Annotated in this window: 22 protein-coding genes; 10 read left to right on the top strand and 12 right to left on the bottom strand. The window is 67.6% G+C overall.

The window, feature by feature from the left end; genetic code table 11:
- Window positions 1-72: 72 nt before the first annotated feature.
- The 3 genes from aceF to N0B71_RS25850 form a co-directional block, all read right to left on the bottom strand.
- The gene (gene aceF, locus N0B71_RS25860; RefSeq protein ID WP_259755825.1) at window positions 73-1,701 is read right to left on the bottom strand and encodes a dihydrolipoyllysine-residue acetyltransferase; all 1,629 of its coding nucleotides are present in this window, start codon (window positions 1,699-1,701) and stop codon (window positions 73-75) included.
- A 154-nt stretch (window positions 1,702-1,855) separates the two neighbouring features.
- Window positions 1,856-4,504, bottom strand: coding sequence for a pyruvate dehydrogenase (acetyl-transferring), homodimeric type (gene aceE, locus N0B71_RS25855; protein WP_259755823.1), 2,649 nt, complete (start codon window positions 4,502-4,504; stop codon window positions 1,856-1,858).
- 200 nt (window positions 4,505-4,704) lie between these two features.
- A complete protein-coding gene (locus N0B71_RS25850) occupies window positions 4,705-5,685 on the bottom strand; it encodes a GGDEF domain-containing protein (protein ID WP_259755822.1) in 981 nt (326 codons plus the stop codon).
- A gap of 291 nt (window positions 5,686-5,976) precedes the next feature.
- Between N0B71_RS25850 and N0B71_RS25845 the strand changes: the two genes are divergently transcribed.
- Window positions 5,977-6,621, top strand: a complete 645-nt coding sequence (locus tag N0B71_RS25845; RefSeq protein ID WP_259755820.1) for a histidine phosphatase family protein — start codon at window positions 5,977-5,979, stop codon at window positions 6,619-6,621.
- Here N0B71_RS25845 and N0B71_RS25840 read toward each other — a convergent pair.
- The 3 genes from N0B71_RS25840 to N0B71_RS25830 all read right to left on the bottom strand — a co-directional run bounded on the left by N0B71_RS25840 (window position 6,608) and on the right by N0B71_RS25830 (window position 8,782).
- Window positions 6,608-7,207 carry a hypothetical protein gene (locus tag N0B71_RS25840; protein ID WP_442964633.1) on the bottom strand — a complete coding sequence of 200 codons (600 nt, stop codon included), beginning with the start codon at window positions 7,205-7,207 and terminating at the stop codon, window positions 6,608-6,610. The genes N0B71_RS25845 and N0B71_RS25840 overlap by 14 nt on opposite strands.
- Window positions 7,208-7,262: 55 nt before the next feature.
- Complete coding sequence (locus tag N0B71_RS25835; protein WP_259755817.1) at window positions 7,263-7,640, bottom strand: NUDIX hydrolase; 378 nt, start codon at window positions 7,638-7,640, stop codon at window positions 7,263-7,265.
- Window positions 7,641-7,876: 236 nt separating this feature from the next.
- Window positions 7,877-8,782 carry a LysR family transcriptional regulator gene (locus tag N0B71_RS25830; protein WP_259755816.1) on the bottom strand — a complete coding sequence of 302 codons (906 nt, stop codon included), beginning with the start codon at window positions 8,780-8,782 and terminating at the stop codon, window positions 7,877-7,879.
- A 101-nt stretch (window positions 8,783-8,883) separates the two neighbouring features.
- On the opposite strand from N0B71_RS25830, the gene N0B71_RS25825 reads away from it, so the two are divergent.
- The 7 genes from N0B71_RS25825 (at window position 8,884) to N0B71_RS25795 (ending at window position 15,199) form a co-directional block, all read left to right on the top strand.
- Window positions 8,884-9,750, top strand: a complete 867-nt coding sequence (locus N0B71_RS25825) for a pirin family protein (RefSeq protein ID WP_259755815.1) — start codon at window positions 8,884-8,886, stop codon at window positions 9,748-9,750.
- Window positions 9,751-9,847: 97 nt separating this feature from the next.
- Window positions 9,848-10,534, top strand: a complete 687-nt coding sequence (locus N0B71_RS25820) for a hydrolase (RefSeq protein WP_259755813.1) — start codon at window positions 9,848-9,850, stop codon at window positions 10,532-10,534.
- A 51-nt stretch (window positions 10,535-10,585) separates the two neighbouring features.
- Window positions 10,586-11,212: an isochorismate family cysteine hydrolase YcaC gene (gene ycaC / locus N0B71_RS25815; RefSeq protein ID WP_259755812.1), complete on the top strand. Its 627-nt coding sequence runs from the start codon at window positions 10,586-10,588 to the stop codon at window positions 11,210-11,212.
- Window positions 11,213-12,026: 814 nt separating this feature from the next.
- On the top strand, window positions 12,027-12,314 hold the full coding sequence (locus N0B71_RS28340; protein WP_442964632.1) for a DUF6021 family protein: 288 nt from the start codon (window positions 12,027-12,029) through the stop codon (window positions 12,312-12,314).
- A gap of 333 nt (window positions 12,315-12,647) precedes the next feature.
- Window positions 12,648-13,775 carry an MFS transporter gene (locus tag N0B71_RS25805; protein WP_259755811.1) on the top strand — a complete coding sequence of 376 codons (1,128 nt, stop codon included), beginning with the start codon at window positions 12,648-12,650 and terminating at the stop codon, window positions 13,773-13,775.
- Window positions 13,776-13,835: 60 nt separating this feature from the next.
- A complete protein-coding gene (locus tag N0B71_RS25800) occupies window positions 13,836-14,192 on the top strand; it encodes a c-type cytochrome (protein ID WP_416784607.1) in 357 nt (118 codons plus the stop codon).
- Window positions 14,193-14,311: 119 nt separating this feature from the next.
- Window positions 14,312-15,199: a sterol desaturase family protein gene (locus tag N0B71_RS25795; protein WP_259755809.1), complete on the top strand. Its 888-nt coding sequence runs from the start codon at window positions 14,312-14,314 to the stop codon at window positions 15,197-15,199.
- A gap of 196 nt (window positions 15,200-15,395) precedes the next feature.
- On the opposite strand, the gene N0B71_RS25790 is transcribed toward N0B71_RS25795, so the two are convergent.
- The 4 genes from N0B71_RS25790 to N0B71_RS25775 form a co-directional block, all read right to left on the bottom strand.
- A complete protein-coding gene (locus N0B71_RS25790; RefSeq protein WP_259755808.1) occupies window positions 15,396-16,079 on the bottom strand; it encodes a helix-turn-helix transcriptional regulator in 684 nt (227 codons plus the stop codon).
- Window positions 16,066-16,626: a GNAT family N-acetyltransferase gene (locus N0B71_RS25785; protein WP_259755807.1), complete on the bottom strand. Its 561-nt coding sequence runs from the start codon at window positions 16,624-16,626 to the stop codon at window positions 16,066-16,068. The genes N0B71_RS25790 and N0B71_RS25785 overlap by 14 nt, the downstream gene beginning before the upstream one ends.
- 153 nt (window positions 16,627-16,779) lie before the next feature.
- Entirely contained in the window at window positions 16,780-17,190 is a 411-nt protein-coding gene (locus tag N0B71_RS25780) for a hypothetical protein (protein ID WP_259755805.1), read from the bottom strand.
- A 92-nt stretch (window positions 17,191-17,282) separates the two neighbouring features.
- Window positions 17,283-17,942: a hypothetical protein gene (locus N0B71_RS25775; RefSeq protein ID WP_259755803.1), complete on the bottom strand. Its 660-nt coding sequence runs from the start codon at window positions 17,940-17,942 to the stop codon at window positions 17,283-17,285.
- 280 nt (window positions 17,943-18,222) lie between these two features.
- On the opposite strand from N0B71_RS25775, the gene N0B71_RS25770 reads away from it, so the two are divergent.
- Both N0B71_RS25770 and N0B71_RS25765 read left to right on the top strand, forming a co-directional pair.
- Entirely contained in the window at window positions 18,223-20,151 is a 1,929-nt protein-coding gene (locus tag N0B71_RS25770; RefSeq protein ID WP_259755802.1) for an LTA synthase family protein, read from the top strand.
- Window positions 20,152-20,240: 89 nt separating this feature from the next.
- Complete coding sequence (locus tag N0B71_RS25765; protein WP_259755800.1) at window positions 20,241-21,188, top strand: LysR family transcriptional regulator; 948 nt, start codon at window positions 20,241-20,243, stop codon at window positions 21,186-21,188.
- Here N0B71_RS25765 and N0B71_RS25760 read toward each other — a convergent pair.
- Window positions 21,179-21,622 carry a GlcG/HbpS family heme-binding protein gene (locus tag N0B71_RS25760; RefSeq protein WP_259755799.1) on the bottom strand — a complete coding sequence of 148 codons (444 nt, stop codon included), beginning with the start codon at window positions 21,620-21,622 and terminating at the stop codon, window positions 21,179-21,181. The genes N0B71_RS25765 and N0B71_RS25760 overlap by 10 nt on opposite strands.
- Window positions 21,623-21,624: 2 nt before the next feature.
- The gene (locus N0B71_RS25755; RefSeq protein WP_259755798.1) at window positions 21,625-22,968 is read right to left on the bottom strand and encodes a metal-dependent hydrolase family protein; all 1,344 of its coding nucleotides are present in this window, start codon (window positions 22,966-22,968) and stop codon (window positions 21,625-21,627) included.
- Between the last annotated feature and the right edge of the window lie 198 nt (window positions 22,969-23,166).

Below are 23,166 nucleotides of genomic sequence, written 5' to 3'. Positions count from 1 at the left end.
AGCACGCTCGCTCCCACGGCGAGCGCATCGGCCACGCTTGTAGGAGCGAGCTTGCTCGCGAACCTCGCCGCGCTATAACAGCAAGCTGCGGATATCCCCCAGCACTTCCCCGAGCCGCCGGGTGAACCGCGCCGCCGCCGCGCCGTTGATCACGCGGTGGTCGTAGGACAGCGACAGCGGCAACATCAGCCGCGGCTGGAAGGCCTTGCCGTCCCACACTGGCTGGATGGTCGCCTTGCTCACCCCGAGGATCGCCACTTCCGGCGCATTGACGATCGGCGTGAAGCCGGTGCCGCCGATATGCCCGAGGCTGGAAATGGTGAAGCAGGCCCCCTGCATGGCATCGGCGGAGAGTTTCTTGGTCCGCGCCTTCTCCGCCAGCTCGGCAGCCTCGAGGGCGAGTTGCAGCAGGCCTTTCCTGTCGACGTCGCGGATCACCGGCACCAGCAGGCCGTCCGGCGTGTCCACCGCGAAGCCGATGTGCACGTACTTCTTGCGGATCAGCGCCTTGCCGCTGGGAGCCAGCGAACTGTTGAAGTCCGGCAGTTCGCGCAGCAGGTGCGCGCAGGCCTTGAGCAGGATCGGCAGGATGGTCAGCTTGGTTCCGGCCTTTTCCGCGACCGCCTTCTGCGCGATGCGGAAGGCTTCCGCCTCGGTAATGTCGGCGGACTCGAACTGCGTCACGTGGGGCACGTTCAGCCAGCTGCGGTGCAGGTTGCTGGCGCCGACCTGCATCAGCCGGGTCATCGCCACTTCTTCCACGTCGCCGAACTTGCTGAAGTCGATCTCCGGAATCGGCGGAATGCCCGCGCCACCGCTCGCGCCCGCGGGCGCGCCGGCCTTGCTGCGCTGCAGTTGCTCCTTCACGAACGCCTGCACGTCTTCCTTGAGAATGCGGCCCTTGGGCCCGGTGCCGGTAACCTCAGCCAGGTCGACGCCGAACTCGCGGGCGACCCTGCGCACGGCAGGGCCGGCATGCACCTTGGTGCCGTCGCGGCTTGGCGCGCCCACCGGGGCAGCCGCCGGGGCCTCGGTCTTTTCCGTCCTCGCCGGTTCGGCTGGCGTGGCCGGGGCGGCGGCGGGCTTCTCGGCAGTTGCCGTTGCAGCGACGGGAGCGGGCGCCGCACCGGCGACCTCCAGGTCGAGAATCTCGTCGCCTTCCTTGAGGGTGTCGCCGATCTTCACCTTGATGGCCTTCACCACGCCGGCCTTCGGCGCGGGGATTTCCATGCTGGCCTTGTCCGACTCCAGCGTCAGCAGGCTCTGGTCGGCTTCGATGGCGTCGCCGACCTTGACCATCAGTTCGATGATCTCGCCCTGGCCGTTACCGATGTCCGGCACCCTGATGGTTTCCACGCTACCCCCTGTGGCGCCCGCCGGGGCCGGTTGCGGCTCGGGGGTGGCGGCAGGCGGGGGCGCTTCGGCGGCCGGTGGGGCGGGCTTCTTCGCCTCGGGGGCGGTGGTGGCGCCCTCGGCTTCCAGCTCCAGGATCGCGTCGCCTTCCTTGAGGGTGTCGCCGATTTTCACCTTGATGGCTTGCACCACGCCGGCCTTGGGCGCGGGAATCTCCATGCTGGCCTTGTCGGACTCCAGCGTCAGCAGGCTCTGGTCGGCCTCGATGCGGTCGCCGACCTTGACCAGCAGTTCGATCACTTCGCCCTGGCCATTGCCGATGTCGGGTACGCGAATAGTCTCGCTCACTCTGCCTCTCCTCAGAACCTGCTCGATGTCTGCCTGCATGGGCTCATGCGGCGTTGAGAGCAGGCTCGAAATGCTCGTTTGCCGCTCGTAAACTGCGCCTTTTCGCCTGCTCTCGCCTGGCCTGAACGGCGTTCGGCAAGACGTTGAACAGGTTCTAGCAGTCCAGCGGGTTGGGTTTTTCCGGGTCGAGGCCGAATCTCGCGATGGCCTCGGCCACCACCTTCGGCTCGATGTCGCCGCGATCGGCCAGGGCTTCCAGCGCGGCGAGCACCACCCAGTGGCGGTCCACCTCGAAGAAGTGTCGCAGCCGCGCGCGGGTGTCGCTGCGGCCGAAACCGTCGGTGCCCAGCACCTTGTATTCCTTGGTCGGCACCCACTGGCGAATCTGTTCGGCGTAGACCTTCATGTAGTCGGTGGAGGCGATCACCGGCCCCTTGCGGCCGGCCAGGCACTCCTCGACGTAGCTGCGCCTCGGCTTCTGACCGGGATGCAGGCGGTTCCAGCGTTCCACGGCCAGCCCATCGCGGCGCAGCTCGTTGAAGCTGGGAGCCGACCAGACGTCCGCGCCGATACCGAAGTCTTCGCGCAGGATCTTCGCCGCCGCCTCGACTTCGCGCAGGATGGTCCCGGAGCCGAGGAGCTGTACGTGGTGCGCGGCGGCGCGGCGGTCCTCGAAGAGCAGGTACAGGCCCTTGATGATGCCCTGCTCGACGCCCTTGGGCAGCGGCGGGTGAGGGTAGTTCTCGTTCATCACGGTGATGTAGTAGAAGACGTCCTGCTGCTCTTCCATCATCTGCCGCACCCCTTCCTGGATGATCACCGCCAGCTCGTAGGAGTAGGTCGGGTCGTAGGTGCGGCAGTTGGGAATGACCGAGGCCAGCACGTGGCTGTGGCCATCCTCGTGCTGCAGACCCTCGCCATTGAGCGTGGTGCGCCCGGCCGTGCCGCCCAGCAGGAAGCCGCGCGTCAGGCTGTCGCCGGCGGCCCAGGCCAAGTCGCCGATGCGCTGGAAGCCGAACATCGAATAGAAGATGTAGAACGGCAGCATTGGCTGGCGGTAGTTGCTGTAGGCGGTGCCGGCGGCGATGAAGGAGGACATGGCGCCGGCCTCGGTGATGCCTTCCTCGAGGATCTGGCCCTGCTTGTCCTCGCGGTAGAACATCAGCTGCTCCTTGTCGACCGGCTCGTACAGCTGGCCCACAGAGGAGTAGATGCCGAGCTGGCGGAACATGCCTTCCATGCCGAAGGTGCGCGCCTCGTCGGGGATGATCGGCACGATGCGCTGGCCCAGTTCCTTGTCCTTGACCAGCTGCGAGATGATCCGCACGAAGGCCATGGTGGTGGAAATCTCGCGGTCGCCCGAGCCATCCAGCAGCGCCTTGAGCGTCTCCAGCGGGGGCGCCGGGATGCGCTGGCTGTTGCCGTGGCGGTGGGGCATGAAGCCGCCCAGGGCGGCGCGGCGCTCCTTCAGGTAGCGCGCCTCGGCGCTGCCTTCCTCGGGGCGGTAGAAGGGCAGCTTGGCGAGGTCGGCATCCTTGATCGGGATGTCGAAGCGGTCGCGGAAGGCGCGCAGGCTGTCGACGTCGATCTCGTGGATGTTGTGGGCGATGTTCTTCGCCTCGCCGGTGCCGGTGCCGTAGCCCTTGATGGTCTTGGCCAGCACCACGCTGGGCTGGCCCTTGTGGTTCACCGCCGCGTGGTAGGCGGCGTAGACCTTGTACGGGTCGTGCCCGCCGCGGTTGAGCTTCCAGATTTCCTCGTCGGAGAGGTCCTTGACCATCTCCAGCAATTCCGGCCGCGCGCCGAAGAAGTGCTCGCGCACATAGGCGCCGTCCTTGGCCTTGTAGTTCTGGTAGTCGCCGTCGACGGCCTCGTCCATCCGCGCCTGCAGCAGGCCGGCATGGTCCTTGGCGAACAGCGGGTCCCAGAAGCGGCCCCAGATCACCTTGATCACGTTCCAGTTGGCGCCGCGGAACACGCCTTCCAGCTCCTGGATGATCTTGCCGTTGCCGCGCACCGGGCCATCCAGGCGCTGCAGGTTGCAGTTCACCACGAAGATCAGGTTGTCGAGCTTCTCCCGTCCGGCCAGGGAGATCGCGCCGAGGGATTCCGGCTCGTCGGTCTCGCCGTCACCCAGGAAGCACCAGACCTTTTGCTTGCCGGCGGGAATGAAGCCGCGGCTCTCCAGATACTTCATGAAGCGCGCCTGGTAGATCGCCTGGATCGGCCCCAGGCCCATGGACACCGTCGGGAACTGCCAGAACTGCGGCATCAGGCGCGGGTGCGGATAGGAGGAAAGGCCCTTGCCGTCGACCTCCTGGCGGAAGTTCTCCAGCTGCTCGTCGCTGAGCAGGCCCTCGATGTAGGCGCGGGCGTAGAAGCCCGGCGAGGCGTGGCCCTGGAAGTAGATCAGGTCGCCGGCGTGCTCCTCGGTGGGGCCGTTGAAGAAGTAGTTGAAGCCGATGTCGTAGAGCGTCGCCGACGAGGCGAAGGTGGAGATGTGCCCGCCCAGCGACGGGTCCTTGTGGTTGGCGCGCATCACCATGGCCAGGGCGTTCCAGCGCACCAGCGAGCGGATGCGCCGCTCCATGAACAGGTCGCCCGGCATGCGGGCTTCCTGCCCCACCGGGATGGTGTTGCGGTAGGGCGTGGTGATGGCGTAGGGCAGTTGCGTGCCGGTTCGGCTGGCCAGCTCGCCGAGGCGAGTCATCAGGTAGTGGGCGCGTTCTTCGCCTTCTTTCTCCAGTACGGATTCCAGCGCGTCCAGCCATTCCTGGGTTTCGACGGGGTCGATGTCGTGCATGGTCAGGGGTCCTGGTTACGGGGTCGGCTCTACGCAATGCCGGCCTCCGGGCCAGGTGTTCCGCCAGTTTGACGGGAATGGCGGCAGCCCTCGTGAGGCCGCCGCGCTGCCGCCGGCACGCGCGTGTGGCATAGAGCTTAGTCAGCTCTGGCGTCGGCGCCCGCGCGATTGGTCGAGTCAGGACGTCGCAGCCGGCCGCATCAGGGAATGGCGCGCGGTGAATCGCGCCGCAGGTCGTCGCCACGGTTCCACTGGCCCGCCACCAGCCGATCTCGTCCGGCCTGCTTGGCCTGGTAGAGCAGGCGGTCCACCGCCGCGACGAAGTCCAGCGGGCGGTCGCTGGCTGAGGGCACGGCGGTACCCACGCCCAGGCTGATGGTCAGCAGACTGGACACGGCGGATTGTTCGTGGCAGATGCGCTGCTCGCGCAACACGCTGCGGCAGCGCTCGGCGATCTGCCGGGCGGCCTCGCTGTCGGTTTCCGGCAGCACCAGCACGAACTCTTCGCCGCCGAAGCGGGCGATGAAGTCGCGGGGGCGGTGCAGCGCGCCGGCCAGCGCCTTGCCGACGCTGCGCAGGCAGTCGTCGCCCTGGATGTGCCCGTAGTGATCGTTGAACTGCTTGAAGTAGTCGATATCCAGCAGCACCAGCGAGAGCGGCTGGCCACTGCGTTGGGCGCTGCCCCATTCGGTTTCCAGCAGCGAGTCGAACATGCGCCGGTTGGCCACGCCGGTCAGGCCGTCCTTGTACGAATACTCCTCCAGCTGGCGTTGCAGCATGATCAGTTGCTCTTCGGCCCGCTTGCGCTCGCTGATGTCGAACATGAAGCCGATCAGCGAATCCACCTCGCCGTTGTCGTCGCGCACCACGTGCACCACATCGCGAATCCACACGTAGTCCCCGGAGGCGGTGAGGGCGCGGTAATCCGCCTCGTGGTCGGTGCCCTCGCGGGACTGCGACACGCAGAAATTCACCACCCGCTCGCGATCCTCCGGGTGCATGCGTTCGGCCCAGTCGTTGGCGCTGACCCAACTGGCCTGGCTCCAGCCTAGAAGTGCTTCGATCTGCGGGCCGATGTAGGCGAAGGTCATGGATTTCCAGTCGATCTTCCACGGGATGGCGCGGGTGGACTCGAGGAGGGTCTGGTAGACGGGATTTTCCGGCGAGGCGTCGTACGGCATGGCGGCGGCTCTCTGATGGCACTGTGCCTTGTTCTATCACAGTGCGTTGACCGAAAACCGTTGAATCGCGCCCGCTGCAGGCCGGAAAGCGGCGGGACGACAAACGGTCGTATTTCACAGAGACGGATTCTTCAGCAATTCATAACGGGTTCTTCACGAAACCGGGGATAGGGTTTGATCGCCCGCCATCTGACAACCCCGCAGTGCGATGGTCATCCCAGGGAAGGGGCGGGCCTCCCTCCTTTTTCGGGGGAAACGGATGCGGAAACATTCCCTGTAGCGGCCCAAACCATGCCCATCCCGAAATTCATCAGTGTCCTCTCCCGCCGTTGGCTGGCTCTGCTGGCGATTCTTCCGGTGATTGCCCTGCTCAGTGGCTTCCTGCCGCTGGACTTCTCCCGGCCGACGCCGCTGGTGGGCGATGCCCAGCGCCAGGCCGAGTTGCGCGAGCACTGGCAGAACGGCGACCTGATCGTGCTGGTGCGCCATGCCGAACGCTGCGACCGCTCCAGCGCGCCATGCTTGGCCGACGCCAGTGGCATCACCGTGCGTGGCGGGCAGAGCGCCCATGAGATCGGCCAGGATTTCGCCGCCCTCGGCCTGGCCAACGCCGACATCCTCAGCAGCGACCAGCTGCGCGCCGTGCAGACCGCCTCGTCGATGTTCGGCCGGACGCCGCAGGAGCAGTCCTGGCTGTACAAGTGTGAAGGCTCGATGCTGGAGCAGGCGCTGCAGCACAAGGTCGCCCACCGCAACCTGATCCTGGTGACCCACAGTGAGTGCATCGAGGACCTGGAGCACTCAGTGAGCGTGAAGGACCCGGCCACGCCGGATTACGCCTCGACGCTCTTCGTGCTCAGTGAGAAGGACCAGACGCCGCGTCTACTGGGCTACCTGGACGCCGACCAGTGGCCGCTGAACGTCAGCGGGCGCTGATCTGGCTGGGCGTTGCGCCCAGGCCGTAGCGCTGCAGTTCCTGCGGCGTCAGCACGCGCATGCGCTGGGGCTCGATGCTCTGCATGGCGTCGGCCAGTTCCAGCGGAATGTCCATGTCACGCAGATAGGCGCGGGCGTTGTAGCTGCCCGCCGCCTGCGACGAATCGCCAGCAGGGTAGTAGGGGCGATGCAGGCCGACGTAGCCGCGCACCGTGCGCTGCTTGCCGGCGGCCAGCAGGTAGACGCAGGAGCCCTGGCACACGCTGTTGGTCGGCACCAATGTCTCGAAGCCGGCTTCGCGCAGCAGGCGGCCCATCTTGATCGACTCGGCGGCGCTGCCGCCAATGCTGTCCAGCAGGGCCACCTTGCGCGCGAACTTGCCGGGGTTGGCGATCAGGCCCTTGAACAGCCGCTCGTAGTCACCCGGGGCAATGTCTTCGCTGATTCGCACCGCCAGCACTTCGCCGACCTTGGAATGCTGCACCGGCTTCACCTCGACCTGGGCGAAGGCCAGGCTGGAGCCCAGCGCAGTGGTGAAGAGCGCGGTGGTGCAGAGCAGGGCGGCGCGAAGCATGGGGCGGTGCATCCTTTCTGGGCATCTTGTAAGAAGCTTCGGAAGATACCCTGATCGGCGGAGTCCGTCAGCCAGCTTTGTTCAGACAGGTACGCAGCAGGCGGCGCGCCGATTTGTTGACCCGGCGGCGCTCCAGCTCGTCGGGAGCGAACCAGCGGCAGTCGGCGATCTCGTTCAGCGGGGTGGGCTGCTGCGTCGGGTCCACCGGCGTTTCGAACACGTAGTGCAGCGTCTGGTACAGCTCCAGCGGCGCCACGTAGTTCATCTGCTCGATGGTCAGCCCGGTTTCCTCGATCAGCTCGCGCACGGCGGCCTGGCCGGGGCGCTCGTCGGCCTCGATGCGGCCGCCGGGGAGGTTCCACTTCGACTTGGACTTGCGCACGAAGAGGATCTTGTCGTCGAGGCGGCAGATGACCGTTGCACGCTCTTTCAGGTTCTTAGCCATACCGGCGGCTCCTCGACACGCTTTGTACAGACTTCAGGATAGTCATTAATCAAAGATTCCTAACCAGATGAACTGGTTACGGCATTTATTTCGACAAATGGTAAGGAATGGCTGCTGGAAAGGTATGTCAGCGCTTTCTGAAGAAAGGCTCGTCATATTCCCGACTCGTATGTCCTTCATGGACCGGCGTCCGGGAATGAAGTGCGAACTTTCTTTCCCGCCTGAAGGGCCCTCACCTAGGACATGTCGCTTTTCTCGAACTCCTCCCCGAGAAAATCCAGCAAGGTTCGTACCGACGGCAGCAGGCCGCGCCGCGACGGAAACACCGCGTGGACCACGCCGGTGCGCGGCGCCCAGTCCGGCAGCAGGTTCACCAGCCTGCCGTCGTTGAGGTCCTCGCACACCACCACGGCGGGCAGGTGCACCACGCCGGCGCCGGCCAATGCGGCCTGGCGCAGGGCGACCAGGTCGTCGGTGACCATGCGCGGCCGGTAGCGCACCTGGGCGCTGGCGCCCTTGGGGCCGTCGAGCTGCCAGTGATAGTCGCGTTGCACCGTGCCCCAGTGCAGCGTCGGCAGCGCCGCCACGTCCGCGGGCTTCGGCTTGGCCGGCAGGCGCTCGCGCCAGGACGGAGCGCCCACCACGCGCTGTCGGCTCTCGCCCAGCACCTTCATCACCAGATCGCTGCTTTCCAGCGGCGGAAAGCGCACCCGCAGAGCGATGTCGATGCCTTCCTGGATCAGGTCCACCTGGCGGTTGGTGCTCTGCACATGCAGTTCCACCAGCGGGTACTGCACCATGAAGCGCGCCAGCATCGGGCCGACCCAGAAATTCAGCAGCGCCGTGGGGCAGCTCAGGTTCACCACGCCGCGCGGCTCGGAGCGGTGCTGCTCGACGGCCTCGGTGGCCGCCGCCGCCTCCACCAGCATCGCCACGCAGTGGCGGTAGAACACCTGGCCGATCTCGGTCACCGAGAAGTGCCGGGTCGAGCGCTGGATCAGCCGTACGCCCAGGCGCTCTTCCAAAGCGGCGATACGCCGGCTGAGCTTCGACTTGGGCTCGTCCAGGGCGCGGCCGGCGGGGGTGAAGCCACCATGCTCCACCACCTGCGCGAAGTAATAGAGGTCGTTGAGATCGTCCATTTCGGTGTTCCTCTCATGGAACACTGATAGTAGTTTTTGCCGTCTACCGGGGCAATTGTTCCGCCCGTATCGTTGCCTCCATGCATCACAGGAGGCATCCCATGAAACAGATTCTCGGCATCTACAGCGCCGCCCGGCCGCACTGGGTCGGTGACGGCTTCCCGGTTCGCACGCTGTTTTCCTACGACAGCCTGGGCGAGCACCTCAGCCCCTTTTTGTTGCTCGACCATGCCGGCCCCCATGCATTCGGCCCCAGCACGGTGCGCCGTGGCGTCGGCCAGCACCCGCACCGCGGTTTCGAAACGGTGACGCTGGTTTACGAAGGCGAACTGGAACACCGCGACTCCAGCGGCGGTGGCGGCCGCATCGGTCCCGGCGACGTGCAGTGGATGACCGCCGGCGACGGCATCCTCCACGAGGAATACCACGCGCCGGACTTCGCCCGCCGCGGCGGCAACCTGCACATGGCCCAGCTCTGGGTGAACCTGCCGGCGCGCCACAAGCGCACCGCGCCGGCCTACCAGACGCTGCTCGCCGGCGACATCCCGCGCGTCGAACTGCCCGATGGCGCCGGCAGCCTGCGGGTGATCGCCGGGGACTACGCCGGCCACGCCGGCCCGGCCCACACGTTCAGCCCGCTGGATGTCTGGGACCTGCGCCTGCAGCCCGGCCGCCCGCTGGAACTGGCCGTCAAGGCCGGACGCAACACCGCCCTGGTGGTGCTGCGCGGCCACCTGCGACTGGGCAGCGGCGAAACGCTGCGCGAAGGCCAACTGGCGCTGTTCGACCGGCGCGGCGACAGCCTGCTGCTGGAAGCCGAGAGCGACGCCCTGGTGCTGCTGCTCAGCGGCGAGCCGCTGGACGAGCCCATCGTCGGCTACGGCCCCTTCGTGATGAACAGCGAAAGCGAAATCCAGCAGGCGATCGCCGACGTCCAGAACGGACGTTTCGGACAGATGACCCGCTGATGTCATACCCCGGACTCAGGCGTCGCCTAGTCTGGATGAACGCCCGCGCAGGAGGCGCGGGCTCTGCGGACAGGATGCCCCTTGTGGAGACCCCGAAATGAGCCACTTCAATCAGGTTGCCAACTTCAACGGCCAGCGCCCGGTCATCGACCCCGACGATACCGCCATGCTGCTCATCGACCACCAGAGCGGTCTGTTCCAGACGGTCAAGGACATGCCCATGACCGAGCTGCGCAACAACGCCATCACCCTGGCGCGAATCGCCACGCTGGCGAAGATCCCGGTGATCACCACCGCCTCGGTGCCGCAGGGCCCCAACGGCCCGCTGATTCCCGAGATCCACGAGGCTGCGCCCCCTGCGCGGTACGTGGCGCGCAAGGGCGAGATCAATGCCTGGGACAATCCGGAATTCGTCGCCGCGGTGCAAGCCACCGGGAAGAAGACCCTGGTCATCGCCGGCACCATCACCAGCGTGTGCATGGCCTTCCCGGCGATTGCCGCGGTCGACGCCGGCTACAAGGTATTCGCCGTGATCGACGCTTCCGGCACCTATTCCAAGGCGGCCCAGGAAATCACCCTGGCCCGTGTCGTCCAGGCCGGCGTGGTGCCCATGGACACCGCCGCCGTGGCTTCGGAGATCCAGCGCACCTGGAACCGCCCCGACGCCGCGCAGTGGGCCGAGGCCTACAGCCTGATCTTCCCGCACTACCGGCTGCTGATCGAAAGCTACACCAAGGCACAGCAGGTGGTGACCGAGCACGAGGTGCTGGACTCCCAGCGCTGAACCGCCCCTTGCCCGGCTCCGGCCGGGCCTTCACTGCAACGAGGAAACGCCATGAGCAAGCCCTACGTCCGTCTTGACAAGTCCCAGGCCGCCGTACTGCTGGTCGATCACCAGGCCGGTCTGCTCTCGCTGGTACGTGACATCGAACCGGACAAGTTCAAGAACAACGTCCTGGCCCTGGCCGACCTGGCCAAGTACTTCAAGCTGCCGACCATCCTCACCACCAGTTTCGAGAGCGGCCCCAACGGCCCGCTGGTGCCCGAGCTGAAAGACCTGTTCCCGGACGCGCCCTACATCGCCCGCCCCGGCAACATCAACGCCTGGGACAACGAGGACTTCGTCAAGGCGGTGAAGGCCACCGGCAAGAAACAGCTGATCATCGCCGGCGTGGTGACTGAAGTCTGCGTGGCGTTCCCGGCGCTGTCCGCGCTGGAGGAGGGCTTCGACGTGTTCGTGGTGGCCGATGCCTCGGGAACCTTCAACGACGTCACCCGCGATGCCGCCTGGCGCCGCATGGAAGCCGCCGGCGCACAGATGATGACCTGGTTCGGCGTGGCCTGTGAGCTGCACCGCGACTGGCGCAACGACATCGAAGGCCTGGCCGCGCTGTTCTCCAACCACATCCCCGATTACCGCAACCTGATTACCAGCTACAGCACGCTGACTGCCAAGAAGTAACGGCACGCGCCGGGCCGGCGCAGCCCTGCTGGCCCGGCGCGCTTCCGTTCGCGATCTCCCTGCGGCGGTCGCGGAGGTTGCCGGCGCAAGCCGGGGCACAGGCGCTCGTTCCCAAGCAACCGATTTGTCCCGGTCAACTCCGCGCCAGGGTTCGCCCCTCACCCCAGCCCTCTCCCACAGGGAGAGGGGGCAGACCGTGCCGGACAATCCTCCAGGGCATACCCAAGCACCGGCGTTGCGCTGTAGGAGCGGGCCACGCCCGCGACCGCGCCCATGGCGCGCTCCTACAGGTCAGCACCGGCGTTCTGGTTCGCGTAGGAGCAACTGTCTTTATCTGGAACCCCGTACCGGCTATTTCCCTCTCCCTAACCCTCTCCCTGAAGGGAGAGGGGACTGACCGGCATCAAGCGGAGCACTGAGCCAGCCAGCGACGCCGCACGGCTTCCGCTCTCTTCGGAGCGGGGCGCGCAGCCAGGGCGGGGGAGAGGGCTGAGGCCAGCGCAGGACTATCCGGGTAGGAGCGGACCTTGTCCGCGAAATCCACCACGCTGGCGCCGAGGATTCAGCTGTCAGCCGGGGCCTGCCCAAGCACTGGCGTTGCGCTGTAGGAGCGGGCCATGCCCGCGACCGCGCGCATGCGCGCTCCTGCAGGCCAGCACCGGCGTTCCGGTTCGCGAAGGGGAACAGTCTTTATCTGAAACCCCGAACCGGCCATTTCCCCTCTCCCTAACCTTCGCCGTCGGGCGATTGGCTGAAACCTTCGTGAGCCCTGTGCGTCCACCGCCATGCCCTGACCCAACCGCTGGAGGTGAGCATGAAAGGCCACGGTGAAATCACACAACGCCCCACGGTCGCCCCGGAGTGCTGGCCCGACCGGTCCGGCCCCGGCGACAAGCGCGGGTTGCCCGGCTATCCGCAGCGCCGGGGCCCGGCGGGCGGCTCGCGCAAGGTGGACCCGGAGCTGGGTTTCGACCCGGACTCGCCAGACCTCGCCGACCCGCAGATCGACCCGCCGCATCCGCCCCATGCCCCGCAGGACGGCCCGGACCCGCAAGGTAAGCGGCGCGTGCCGGGGGACAAGTACCCACCGTATTCGCGCTGACCCTTTCCGGCTGCCAGTTTGCAGGATGGGTTCAGCCGGTGGGTGATCAGCGGGGCGGCTCCCGCTGGCGCTTTTGTAGGATGGGTGGAGCGCAGCGATACCCATGCTGTCGGCGCACGGGCGTGATGGGTATCGCTGCGCTCCACGCCATCCTGCGTCGGGCTCAGCCGGTGAGTGATCAGCAGGCCTGCGGCAGCGCCGCGTACCGATGCCACGCACCCCTGCATGAACAATGGTTTTGCGCAGTCCGGTTCCACGCGAGGCCGGCGTAAAGCTTGCCCTGCCGGGCAGGGCGCGGGTTATCCTGCGGCCCTTCGTTGTCACGAGGTCGTCATGTCGTCCGCTTCCGCGCCTGCCCTGCAGCGAGCCGACCGGGATTCGCGCAACTCCGCCCAGGTGCTGAGCCTGTGCCTGCCCAGCGACGTGTTGCTGTACCTGCTGCTGCCGATGTACGCGGCGGACTTCGGCGTCACCCTGGTGGAAGCGGGCATCCTCCTGGCGGCCAACCGGCTGGTGCGCATCGTCGGCTACGGCTGGGTGGTGCGCTTCTACGGCCGCCACGGCGACCGCGCCGCCTGCAGCCTCGCGGCCTTCGCGGCGGCGGCCTGCGCCCTGGGCAACGCATTGCTTTCCGGCTTCGCCGCGCTGCTGGTGCTGCGCCTGGTCTGGGGCCTGTGCTTCGCCACCTTCAACCTCAGCACCCAGACCCTGGCCACCGCCGAGGCACAAGGGGCCGCACGGCGTGCCGGGCGCTCGCGGGCGACCCTTTCCATCGGCCCGATGCTGTTCCTGCCGCTGGGCGCGGTCATGGCCCAGGCGCTGGGGCCGCGCAGCATTTTCTTCGTCCTCTGCCTCAGTGCCCTGTGCGGGCTGTGGCGGGCCCGCGCGCTGCCCGACACAGGGCATCCCATCCCTGCGCACAGTGGCCGCCGTCTGCGCCTGCCGGACAGCATCGCCACCTGGTCGTTCATCGAAGGCGTGACCCTCGACGGTCTGTTCATCTTCGGCCTGTCGCTCTACGCGCAGACCCACCTGGGCGGCACCGGCGTGCTGGTGGCCGGCGTGCTGATGGCGGTGCGATACCTCAGCGAGATGCTCTTCAGCCCGTTCGGCGGGCGCCTGGCCGATCGCTTCGGCGCGCTGCGCATGCTGGTCATCCTGTCGCTGGCCACCTCGCTGGCGCTGCTGATGTTCGGCAGCTATTGGCTGTTCGTGGGGGCCTTCTTCGTCCTCGTGCTGCGCGCGCTGCAACTGCCGCTGGTGGTCACGCTGGTCGCGCAGCGCAACCCGCAGGGGCGCATCCAGGCGCTGGCGGGCAACGCGGTTTGGCGTGACATCGGCGCTGGGCTCGGGCCTATCCTGGCCGGCGTGCTGCTGCCGCAGGTGCCCGCGCTCTGGGCTTATGCGGGGGCGGCTGCGATACTGGCACTCAGCGCGCTGGGCTGCGCCTGGCGACGCTGAGTGATCCGGGACGAATCCCCATGGCAAGGAAGCAGGCAAGTGAAAGCAGTGTTCATCGGTATGACCGGGATTCTGGCGCTGGCTCAGGGCGCGCCCGCCCTGGCGGATAACCTCAACGGCAAGAATCTCTTTACCCAGCGCTGCGCCGTTTGCCACGGCGCGGACATCAAGGCCACCGGGCCGCTGGCCCGCAAGAGCAACCCGCCCACGCCCGACCTCACGACGCCCGCGTTCAGGAAACGGCTGAGTGATTATCCGGGCGTCATCGTGTCGTCGGTGGTGTTGCGCCCCAACGGCAGCCTGATCCCCAGGACCCTGCGCGAGAACGGCGTGAAGATACCGCCGCACGCCTGGAGCATCGATGACCTGCGCGATCTGAACCAGTACATGGTCGGCGTGATTTCGAAGAGCCGTTGAGGCGGCCGGTAAAGGCATGGAAACCGCGCGCGATGCCGGCGCCGAATGCGCGGATTGTTCAAGCGCGACGGACGGCGCTGCGGGAAAACTGGCCGCTCTTCCTGGATTGGAGCGGCCCCATGCGATACCTCTATGCCCCCGCGTTCTTCTTCGGCTTCATCGGCCTGGCCCTTTACCTGGTCGGTGAAGGCGTCTCGCTGATTGCCCTGCCGGCGCTGTTGCCGCTGGCGATCCTGCTGGCCTTTCTCGCCGAGCGACTGTGGCCCTATCGACCCGGCTGGAACGAGAGCCACGGCGATGGCGCCCGCGATCTGCTCCATGCGGTGGTCAACGAAACGTTGAACGCCCTCGGCATTGCCGCGGTTCCCCTGGTGACCCTGTGGCTGCCGCATCTCGACCTGTGGCCGACGGCATGGCCGCTGGCGCTGCAGCTGCTGGTGGCGCTGCTGATCGCCGACCTCGGCATCACCCTGGTGCACGTCGCCAGCCACCGTTCGCCGCTGTTGTGGCGCCTGCATGCGGTGCACCACAGCGTCACGCGGATGTATGGCTTCAACGGGCTGATGAAGCATCCGCTGCACCAGATGCTCGAAGCCCTGGGCGGCACGCTGCCGCTGCTGTTGCTGGGCATCCCGCTGGAGGTCGCGGCGTTGCTGGCGTTTGCCATCGCCATCCAGCTGCTGCTGCAGCACAGCAACGTCGATATGCGCATCGGCGCGCTGCGCTATCTGTTCGCCTGGGCGCCGCTGCATCGTCTGCATCACCTGAAATACGGCACGGCGGGGGACGTGAATTTCGCGCTGTTCTTCAGCGTCTGGGATCGCCTGCTGGGCACCGCGCTGCACCTGCCGGAGTATGCGCTGGCGGAGGATGACCTGGGCATTGGCGACCGCCCGGACTATCCCGTGGGGTACTTTGATCAGCTTGCCGAACCGTTCCGTCGCGCCGATGTGCTGCACCCGCCGGCGCCGTTGCCGCCGCAGCTACGCCGCGCGAGCGTCAAATGACGGGGAGCTGTCGAGCAAGACGTTTCTGCCAGTCGGCGCAGGGGCAAACGAACCTGTAGGAGCGAGCTTGCTCGCGAACCCGCCTCACGCAGGCGGCACAGGGTGCAATGCGTTCGCGAGCAAGCTCGCTCCTACGAAAAGCTCGCCATTCAGCCTCGATGTGGGGGGCGCCAGCGCTCGTGCCTACAGGTATCCCTCAGCTCAGCAACCGCAGCGTGAGCTGCCGCAGCGTCAGGTCGGCGCGTATGCCGAACTGCTTGCGCACGCTGCGGGAGAAGTGCGCGGAGTCGGCGAAGCCCGCGGCGATGGCGGCGTTTGTCAGGCTCTCGCCGGCCATGGCCAGCCGCAGCGCCTGGCGCAGTCGCTGCCAGAGCACCAGGCGGCGCACCGACAGGCCCAGGCTACCGCTGAACAGCCGTTCCAGCTGGCTCAGCGAGAGTGAGGCTTGCGCGGCCAGTTCGTGGGCGGGCAGGGCGCCATCGTCCAGCGCGCGAATGCGTTGCAGGGCTTTTTCCAGGCGCGGGTCGAGCTGGCGACGCGGCAGGTGGCGCAGGTCTTGCGTCAGGCGCGGCAGATCGGCGCCCGTGCTGCGGCAGAGGCGCTGCAGATCGGCCAGCTCGAAGGCCAGCGGCTCGGCGAACAGCGTCACGGTGTGCTGGCCGCCGTGGAGGATCGCGTGGCGCTGGTTGGAGGCGATCACCAGCAGCGCGGCCTGCTGCGGCTGGTCGTCGATCAGCGCCTTCACCTCGCCCTCACGGGCCATCAGCAACTGGTGCGCGTAATGGGCGTGGGCACGGGCGTGGCCGGTGGTACCGGCGACCAGGCAGAAATCCGCGCCGAGCCAGAGCTCGCCCTGCCAGGCCTGTTCAGTCGGCTGCATGGCGCGCCAGCCACTCTTCCCGCGTCAGCTCCCAGGTTTCCCGTGGCAGCACGCCGCTGACGAAGTGACCTTCGTCGCGGCCCACCAGGCGCATGCCCTCGCGTTCGGAAATGCGCCGCGAACCCTGGTTGGGTACAGCCTTGGGCACCCGCAGCGCCGGCTTTTCCAGCGTCAGGAACCAGAAGCGGTTGACCGCTTCGCAGGCCTCGCTCATGTAGCCGTGGCCCTGCCAGGCGGGCGCCAGCCAGAAACCGCGATGGTTGTCTGGCTGATCGAACAGCGAGACCGTGCCGATGGCGTCGTCCGGTTCGCTGGCGAGGCGGATCATCCAGTGCCACTCCTCGCCACGCGCCATGGCCGGCAGGACCACGTCACGCACGTAGGCCAGGGCGCCGTCGTCCGGGTAGGGCCAGGGCACGCGGCTGTCCAGGTAGCGCACCACCTCCCAGTGCGGGAACCGGCGCTGGATGACCTCGGCGTCGGTCAGCTCGATCGGCGTGAGCAGCAGGCGCGCGGTGCGCAAGGTGGGCGGAGGCGGGCAATCCATGGCAGGTTCCTCGGTGCGGTGCGCACAGTCTGCCGTCTCCCGCCGATGATTGACCAGCGCTTGCCGAACGCGCCGCGTGGCGAGCGGGGGTTCCCGCGGTGCTTCGCGAGGGAAGACGAATCAGCTGCGGCTGGTGCAGGCGATGGCGGCGCCTCAGCGCAGGATCACGCGCAGCAGTGAAACCGCCGCCGCGCCGAAGACCGGCGAGAACCAGATGCCGAACGTCTGCAGGACGAACTGGCGGAGGTAGGCGAGCAGGTTGGTCTCCACGGAGAGCCCGCCGAGGCTGTGTCGGCAGTACGCCAGGACGGCGAAGATGAAGCAGGCGCCGGCCAGCACGCCGATGGATCGCCACGCCAGGCCGCGCTCGCTGGCATAGGAGAGCAATGCGCCGCAGAGGATGCCGCTGAGGGCGACGAGGATTTCGAAGCCGAACTCCGGTTCGGCGAACCAGCGGTTGCCGTGCAGGCCGATGAGGTTGCCGATCTGCCAGCCGGCAAGGCTGCCCAGGGTCAGCGCCAGGGCGAGCCATGGGAGATAGCGCAAAACCTTGTGGGTCTGCATCGGGGTGTCCCCCTGTGTCCTCGGTGATGGCAAAAAACCAGTATAGCGAGCGTGCCGTCGCCCGCTGGTTCACCGATGGAAGGTCAGCCCGTTCACTTGCGCAGGATATAGACCCGCACGCCGTCCACGCCGGGGATCAGGTTGTAGTGGCGGATCTGCGAGAACCCGAGGCGCTGGAATTCGCGCTCCAGGGAACGGGCGTTGGCGAAGTCCGGGCCGCCGGGGTGGGGTTCGGGATCGCAGGGGCAGGACGCGGCGGTGCCGAGCGCCTGGCTGGAGTGGTCGACTCGGGCGAACAGGATGGCGCTGTCGCGGGTCACCGGAATCCATTGGTTGAGCAGGCGGATGTTCTGTCGGTTGCAGGCGGTGCGGGGGATTTCCGGCAGCAGCAGGCAGTCCACCGAGCCCTTGCGCAGCTCGGCGTTTTCCTCTGGGGCGGGCAGCTCCCGGATGCGCCGCTTCAGCGTCTCCGGCAACTTCTGGTGGGCCTGCGCCAACGCGTCGCCGGACGGGCAGGTCGCCACGATGACGCGGTTGCCGTGCTCCAGCAACACCGGCCAGGCGGCGCCGGGAGTCTGCGCCACCTCCAGCACCAGGATCGGCTCCTCGGCCATGCGCAGCGCCAGGCGCAGCAGGCGTTTCTCCCGCCATCGGCGAACTCGCTGGGCAATGCCATCGCCGAGCGACCTGCCGGCAAGGGCATCGCAGTCGCGATGGGGAGGGGTGGCCAAGAGGCGTTGGGGTTCGTTCATGGGGGCGGACTCGTCAGTTACCGCCATTGTCGGTTTGCGCGATCAAGGTCTCGTCAAGGGCGTGTGAAAAAGACGTCGTGACAGCCGATAGCGGACCCGCCGAACGTTGGCTGGCGGATTTCGCCCTTCTGTCTACGGGCTGTTTGAGCCGGGCAGGGAAAATCCGCTCCTTTGACGAATTCTTTTCCTTTGCCTTTGTACAGTGCTGCCGGCTGCCCGCTGCGGCACCTATCCGATTGCCTTGCTCCGCCCCAAAACGCACGACTACAAGGGACACCCCATGCAACTTTTCCGCTCGGCTGCGATGCGCTTCGTGGCGCTGGTCGCCTTGCTCTGGCTGATCGTCTTCTTCCTCACCCGATCGGTCCTGCTGTTCAGCCACCTGCCCGAGGTCGGCTCGGGCCACCTGGCGGTCTTCGCCATCGGTCTGCTGTATGACCTGAGCTTCCTCGTCTATGCCCTGTTGCCGATGGGCGTGGTGCTGTTGCTGATGCCCGCGCGGGTCTGGCGCAGCCCGACCTGGCGCTGGCTGCTGACGGCCACGCTGTTCGTCAGCGTCTACGTGATGCTTTTCACCGCGGTGGCCGAATGGCTGTTCTGGGACGAGTTCGGGGTGCGCTTCAACTTCATCGCGGTCGACTACTTGGTGTACTCGGACGAGGTGCTGAACAACATCCTCGAGTCCTATCCCATCGGCCTGCTGCTGAGCATCCTCGCCGCCGTGTCGCTGGTGGTGACCCTCGCGCTGGTCAAGGTGCTCGGCCGCCTGCGCGACGCCCCGAGCGTCTCCCTGCCGCGCCGCCTGCTGGGCTGCGTCGGCCTGGTGCTGCTGGCGCTGCTCGCCGGCCTGCTGGTGGACCAGGAAACCCCGCGTGGCCAGGGCGGCAACACCTATGCCCGCGAACTGGCGAGCAACGGGCCGTACCAGTTCTTCGCCGCCTTCCGCAACAACGAGCTGGACTACCCGCAGTTCTACGCCACGCTGCCGGCCGAGCAGGTGACCCAGCAGATCCGCGCCGAGCTGACCGAGCCCAACGCGCGCTTCACCGGCAGCGAGCCGATGGACATCCGCCGCCGCATCGCCAGCGCGGGCGAACCCAAGCGCTACAACATCGTCCTGGTGACCATCGAGAGCCTGAGCGCCAAGTACCTGGGCAGCAATGGCGACGGCCGCAACCTCACCCCCAACCTCGACGAGCTGCGCCGCAGCAGCCTCTACTTCAACAACTTCTACGCCACCGGCACCCGTACCGACCGTGGCCTGGAAGCCATCACCCTGTCGATCCCGCCCACGCCGGGGCGCTCCATCGTCAAGCGCGTCGGCCGCGAAAGCGGCTTCGCCAGCCTCGGCCAGCAGCTGAAGAACGTGGGCTACGACGCCGTGTTCCTCTATGGCGGGCGCGGCTACTTCGACAACATGAACGCCTTCTTCGGCGGCAACGGCTACCGCATCGTCGACCAGTCCAGCGTCCAGGAGTCGGACATCCACTTCAAGAACGCCTGGGGCATGAGCGACGAAGACCTCTACGCCCAGGCCATCAAGCTGGCGGACGAAGACCATGCGCGGCAGCAGCCGTTCCTGCTGCAACTCATGACCACCTCCAACCACCGCCCGTACACCTACCCGGACGGGCGCATCGACATTCCCTCGGGCAAGGGCCGCGAAGGCGCGGTGAAGTACACCGACTACGCCATCGGCCAGTTCCTCGCGGCGGCGAAGAGCAAGCCGTGGTTCGACAACACCCTGTTCGTGTTCGTCGCCGACCACACCGCGGGCAGCGCCGGCAAGGAAGACCTGCCGGTGGAGAACTACCAGATTCCGCTGTTCATCTACGCGCCCAAGCTGCTGCCGGCGGGGGAGCGCAGCGAACTGGCGAGCCAGCTGGACCTGGCGCCGAGCCTGCTGTCGATCCTCCACCTCGGCTACACCTCGACCTTCTACGGGCGCGACCTGATGGTGCCGAACGCGCTGCCGCCGCGGGTGGTGATCGGCAACTACCAGCACCTGGGCCTGTTCGACGGCCACGACCTGGCGATCCTCAGCCCGCGGGGCGAAGTGCGCCGGCATAACCAGGCGCTGGGCGCCAGCACCGAAGTGACGGCGAAGACCGACGACCCGCTGGTGCAGCGCGCGATCAGCTACTACCAGTCGGCGAGCTACGGCTTCACCCACCACCTGCTGGACTGGAAGCCCGCCGCGGCGCAATAGGCCCGGCAAGCGCCAGGTATCGCGCCGCGCGATACCTGGCAGCGCGAAATACGCTCATCGCGAGCGCAGCGCTTGGGTATAAGTCGCCCATGCGCTATCGACGTCTGGACCTCAACCTGCTGGTCGCCCTGGATGTGCTGCTCGACGAGGGCAGCGTCAGCCGGGCGGCGCAGCGCCTCAATCTCGGCCAGTCGGCCACCAGCGCCGCGCTGGGCCGGCTGCGCGAGCATTTCCAGGACCCGTTGCTGGTGCCGCTGGGCCGAGGCCTTGAGCTGACCGCGCTGGCGCGCCAGTTGGCGCCCAAGGTGCGCGAGGTGCTGAACCTGGCGGGGGAGGTGGTGGAGACGTCCGCCGACTTCGACCCGGCCCGCTGCGACCGGCGCTTCACCCTGGTGGCGTCGGACTATGTCGCGGCGACCCTGTTGCCCGCGGTCAGCCGCGAGCTGGCGCGACGAGCGCCCATGGCCTCGCTGGTGCTGCGCGACCTGCCGCTGCCGCGCGACGGCGATGTGGTGGCCGAGGCGCTGGAGTATCGGCGCAGCGACCTGGTGATCGTCCCGCAACGGCGAATCAACCCGCGCTACCCCCATGAAGCCCTGCTCGACGACGAGCTGTGCTGCCTCGTCTGCGCGGCTCACCCTGCGCACCCGGCATCGCTCAGCCTCGATGCCTATTGCGCGGCCGAGCACGTGGTGCGCGAGTTCACCGACGGCCAGAACCTGTCCCTGGATACCCAGCACCTGCGCGAGATCGGCATCGAACGGCGGGTGGCGGTGGCGGTGCAGAGCTTTTCCCTGATGGCCGAGTTCATCGTCGGCACGCCGCGCATCGCCACGCTGTTCCGCCGCCAGGCCGAGGCGCTGGCGCGGCGCTATCCGCTGCGGGTGGTGCCGGCGCCGCTCGAATTTCCTGCCGCGTCGCAGGTGCTGCAATGGCATCCGCAACAGGCTTTCGACCCGGCGCTGGCCTGGCTCCGCCAGGTGCTGGCGGCGCAGGCCGCGCTGCTCGATCAGGGCGCGCTGCCCGATCAGGATTGAGGGTCGCCCGTCTCGCCATGCAGGCCGAGTTCCGCGATGGCCAGCAGTGCGCAGCGTTCGTCGTTGTCCGAGGTGTCGCCGCTGACGCCGATGGCGCCCAGCAGCCGACCGTCCTCGTCACGCAGGAGAATGCCGCCGGCCACCGGGATCACCTCGCCGGCGGTGAGGCTGTTGATCGCATCGAAGAACGCCGGCATGGCCTGGGCGCGGCGCGCCAGTTCGCGGCCGCCGAACCCCATGCCCAGGCAGCCGCGGGCCTTGCCGGTGGCGATCTGCGGGCGCAGGAAGCTGGCCTGTTCGTCCCGCAGCACCGCCAGCGGGTGGCCGGCAACATCCAGCACGGCGGCGGCCAGCGGTCGCATGCCCAGGGTGCGGGCGTGGCGCAGGGTGGCGGCGGCGAGGTGCGCGGCCCGTTCGAAATCGAGTGGGTTCATGCTCACTGGCTCCATTTGCCCAACTGGGCGACGCGCTCGCGGGTGTAAAGGTCGGTCCACTTCAGCGAGTTGAAGTCCGACACCTGCTTGGGGTTGTACGCGGTGCGTTGCAGGCGCACCGGCTCGCCGGCCTTGTACACCGCCTGCAGGCGGCTGCGGTCCTGGAGGATACGGATGTCCTCCAGCGGCGAGCCGTCGAGGATCAGCAGGTCGGCCTGCTTGCCCGGCGCCAGCGTGCCCAGGGTGTCGCCGCGGGGCATCAGCCGCGCGCCGACGTTGGTGGCGGCGTAGAGGGCCTCGGCGGGCGTGAAGTCCAGTCGCCGAACCAGCAGCTCCAGCTCGCGGGCGTGCCATTCGCCGTAGGGCGTTACCGCGAAGCCGCTGTCGCTGCCGCAGGCGAAGGGGATGCCGGCGGCCTTGGCGCGCTTGAGCACCGGCGTGCCCAGCTCCAGCGTGCGCGCGCAGTATCCGGCGTAGCCGGTGCTGATGGCCGGGTCGTGGGGCTGGCAGAAGTCCACGGTGTTCTGCGGGAAGGTCATGGTCGGCGCGAGCACGCTGCCGGCGTCGAGCAGCGCCTCGATGCAGGCGTCGTCCATGTAGAAGGCGTGGAAGACCAGGTCGACGCCCGCCCGGGCCGCGTACATCACCGCCTCGCGGCCATAGGCATGGGTGGCCACGCGGCAACCCAGGCGGTGGGCTTCCTCGACCATCTCGCGGGTCTCCTCGGCGGTGAAGGCGGCGATGATCTCGCCATCGGGCCGGCGGTGGGTGCCGTCCATGGCGATCTTGATCAGGTCGACGCCGTCCTTGGCCTGCTTGCGGATCTCGGCGATGGCCTCGGTGCGGCTGGTGACCAGCGCGGCGGTGAAGAATTCCGGCGCGCCCACGCGGCTGGGAAACCAGTCGTTGAGGCTCTGCCGGTTGGTGATCACACGGCTGCTGGCGGCGATGCGCGGGCCTTCGAAGAGCCCGGCGTTGACCGTGTTGCGCACCGCGATGCTGAGCTGGCCGCTGTCGCCGGGGCAGACCATGGAGGTGACGCCGGCGGCCAGCACGTGCTGGGCGAAGAACAGCCCGCGCAGGGCGCGGAATTCGTCGCTGGTCCAGATATCGATGTCTTCCTCGCTCTGGGCGTTGCCGAAGGCCAGGTGGGTGTGCACGTCCACCAGGCCGGGCATGACGAAGTCGCCGTGGACTTCGCGATCGCCCGCGGCCGGACGCGGCGCCTCGCTCGTCGGGCCGACATGGCGGATCAGGCCATTGTCGATGATCAGCGTCTGCCGCTGGCGCGTTTCCAGGCCGGTGCCATCGAACAGGGTGGAGCAGTGCAGGTGCAGGGCGCCCATGGACGGACTCTCCTCGTCTTGTTGTTTGCCGGCAGGCTAGGGTGGCGCGGCGGCGGGGACCATCAGATGTTGTCGATGGGCAGGCATCGATGCTGTCGATAGGCGGGGACGCCGCGCGGTGCGTGGCGTTGCCGGTGCCGGTCCGACGGCGCCGGGGGGTATCGGGAGTGGCGATGCCTGGCATGGCGATCGGCGATT

This window comes from Pseudomonas sp. GCEP-101, from assembly GCF_025133575.1.
Classification (GTDB): Bacteria; Pseudomonadota; Gammaproteobacteria; order Pseudomonadales; family Pseudomonadaceae; genus Pseudomonas; species Pseudomonas nitroreducens_B.
The sequence above is the reverse complement of the archived record's forward strand: the minus strand, read 5'-3'. Positions and strand labels throughout refer to the sequence as shown.

Bases quoted from the DNA above. Each gene is read 5' to 3' on its own strand.
- N0B71_RS25795 (WP_259755809.1), top strand. From the start codon at position 14,312: ATGCGATACCTCTATGCCCCCGCGTTCTTCTTCGGCTTCATCGGCCTG.
- N0B71_RS25845 (WP_259755820.1), top strand. From the start codon at position 5,977: ATGCCCATCCCGAAATTCATCAGTGTCCTCTCCCGCCGTTGGCTGGCT.
- ycaC (WP_259755812.1), top strand. From the start codon at position 10,586: ATGAGCAAGCCCTACGTCCGTCTTGACAAGTCCCAGGCCGCCGTACTG.
- N0B71_RS25785 (WP_259755807.1), bottom strand. From the start codon at position 16,626: ATGGATTGCCCGCCTCCGCCCACCTTGCGCACCGCGCGCCTGCTGCTC.
- N0B71_RS25825 (WP_259755815.1), top strand. From the start codon at position 8,884: ATGAAACAGATTCTCGGCATCTACAGCGCCGCCCGGCCGCACTGGGTC.
- N0B71_RS25755 (WP_259755798.1), bottom strand. From the start codon at position 22,968: ATGGGCGCCCTGCACCTGCACTGCTCCACCCTGTTCGATGGCACCGGC.
- N0B71_RS28340 (WP_442964632.1), top strand. From the start codon at position 12,027: ATGAAAGGCCACGGTGAAATCACACAACGCCCCACGGTCGCCCCGGAG.
- N0B71_RS25820 (WP_259755813.1), top strand. From the start codon at position 9,848: ATGAGCCACTTCAATCAGGTTGCCAACTTCAACGGCCAGCGCCCGGTC.
- N0B71_RS25775 (WP_259755803.1), bottom strand. From the start codon at position 17,942: ATGAACGAACCCCAACGCCTCTTGGCCACCCCTCCCCATCGCGACTGC.
- N0B71_RS25805 (WP_259755811.1), top strand. From the start codon at position 12,648: ATGTCGTCCGCTTCCGCGCCTGCCCTGCAGCGAGCCGACCGGGATTCG.
- N0B71_RS25800 (WP_416784607.1), top strand. From the start codon at position 13,836: ATGACCGGGATTCTGGCGCTGGCTCAGGGCGCGCCCGCCCTGGCGGAT.
- N0B71_RS25840 (WP_442964633.1), bottom strand. From the start codon at position 7,207: ATGCACCGCCCCATGCTTCGCGCCGCCCTGCTCTGCACCACCGCGCTC.
- N0B71_RS25770 (WP_259755802.1), top strand. From the start codon at position 18,223: ATGCAACTTTTCCGCTCGGCTGCGATGCGCTTCGTGGCGCTGGTCGCC.
- N0B71_RS25835 (WP_259755817.1), bottom strand. From the start codon at position 7,640: ATGGCTAAGAACCTGAAAGAGCGTGCAACGGTCATCTGCCGCCTCGAC.
- aceE (WP_259755823.1), bottom strand. From the start codon at position 4,504: ATGCACGACATCGACCCCGTCGAAACCCAGGAATGGCTGGACGCGCTG.
- N0B71_RS25765 (WP_259755800.1), top strand. From the start codon at position 20,241: ATGCGCTATCGACGTCTGGACCTCAACCTGCTGGTCGCCCTGGATGTG.
- N0B71_RS25780 (WP_259755805.1), bottom strand. From the start codon at position 17,190: ATGCAGACCCACAAGGTTTTGCGCTATCTCCCATGGCTCGCCCTGGCG.
- N0B71_RS25850 (WP_259755822.1), bottom strand. From the start codon at position 5,685: ATGCCGTACGACGCCTCGCCGGAAAATCCCGTCTACCAGACCCTCCTC.
- N0B71_RS25760 (WP_259755799.1), bottom strand. From the start codon at position 21,622: ATGAACCCACTCGATTTCGAACGGGCCGCGCACCTCGCCGCCGCCACC.
- N0B71_RS25830 (WP_259755816.1), bottom strand. From the start codon at position 8,782: ATGGACGATCTCAACGACCTCTATTACTTCGCGCAGGTGGTGGAGCAT.
- N0B71_RS25790 (WP_259755808.1), bottom strand. From the start codon at position 16,079: ATGCAGCCGACTGAACAGGCCTGGCAGGGCGAGCTCTGGCTCGGCGCG.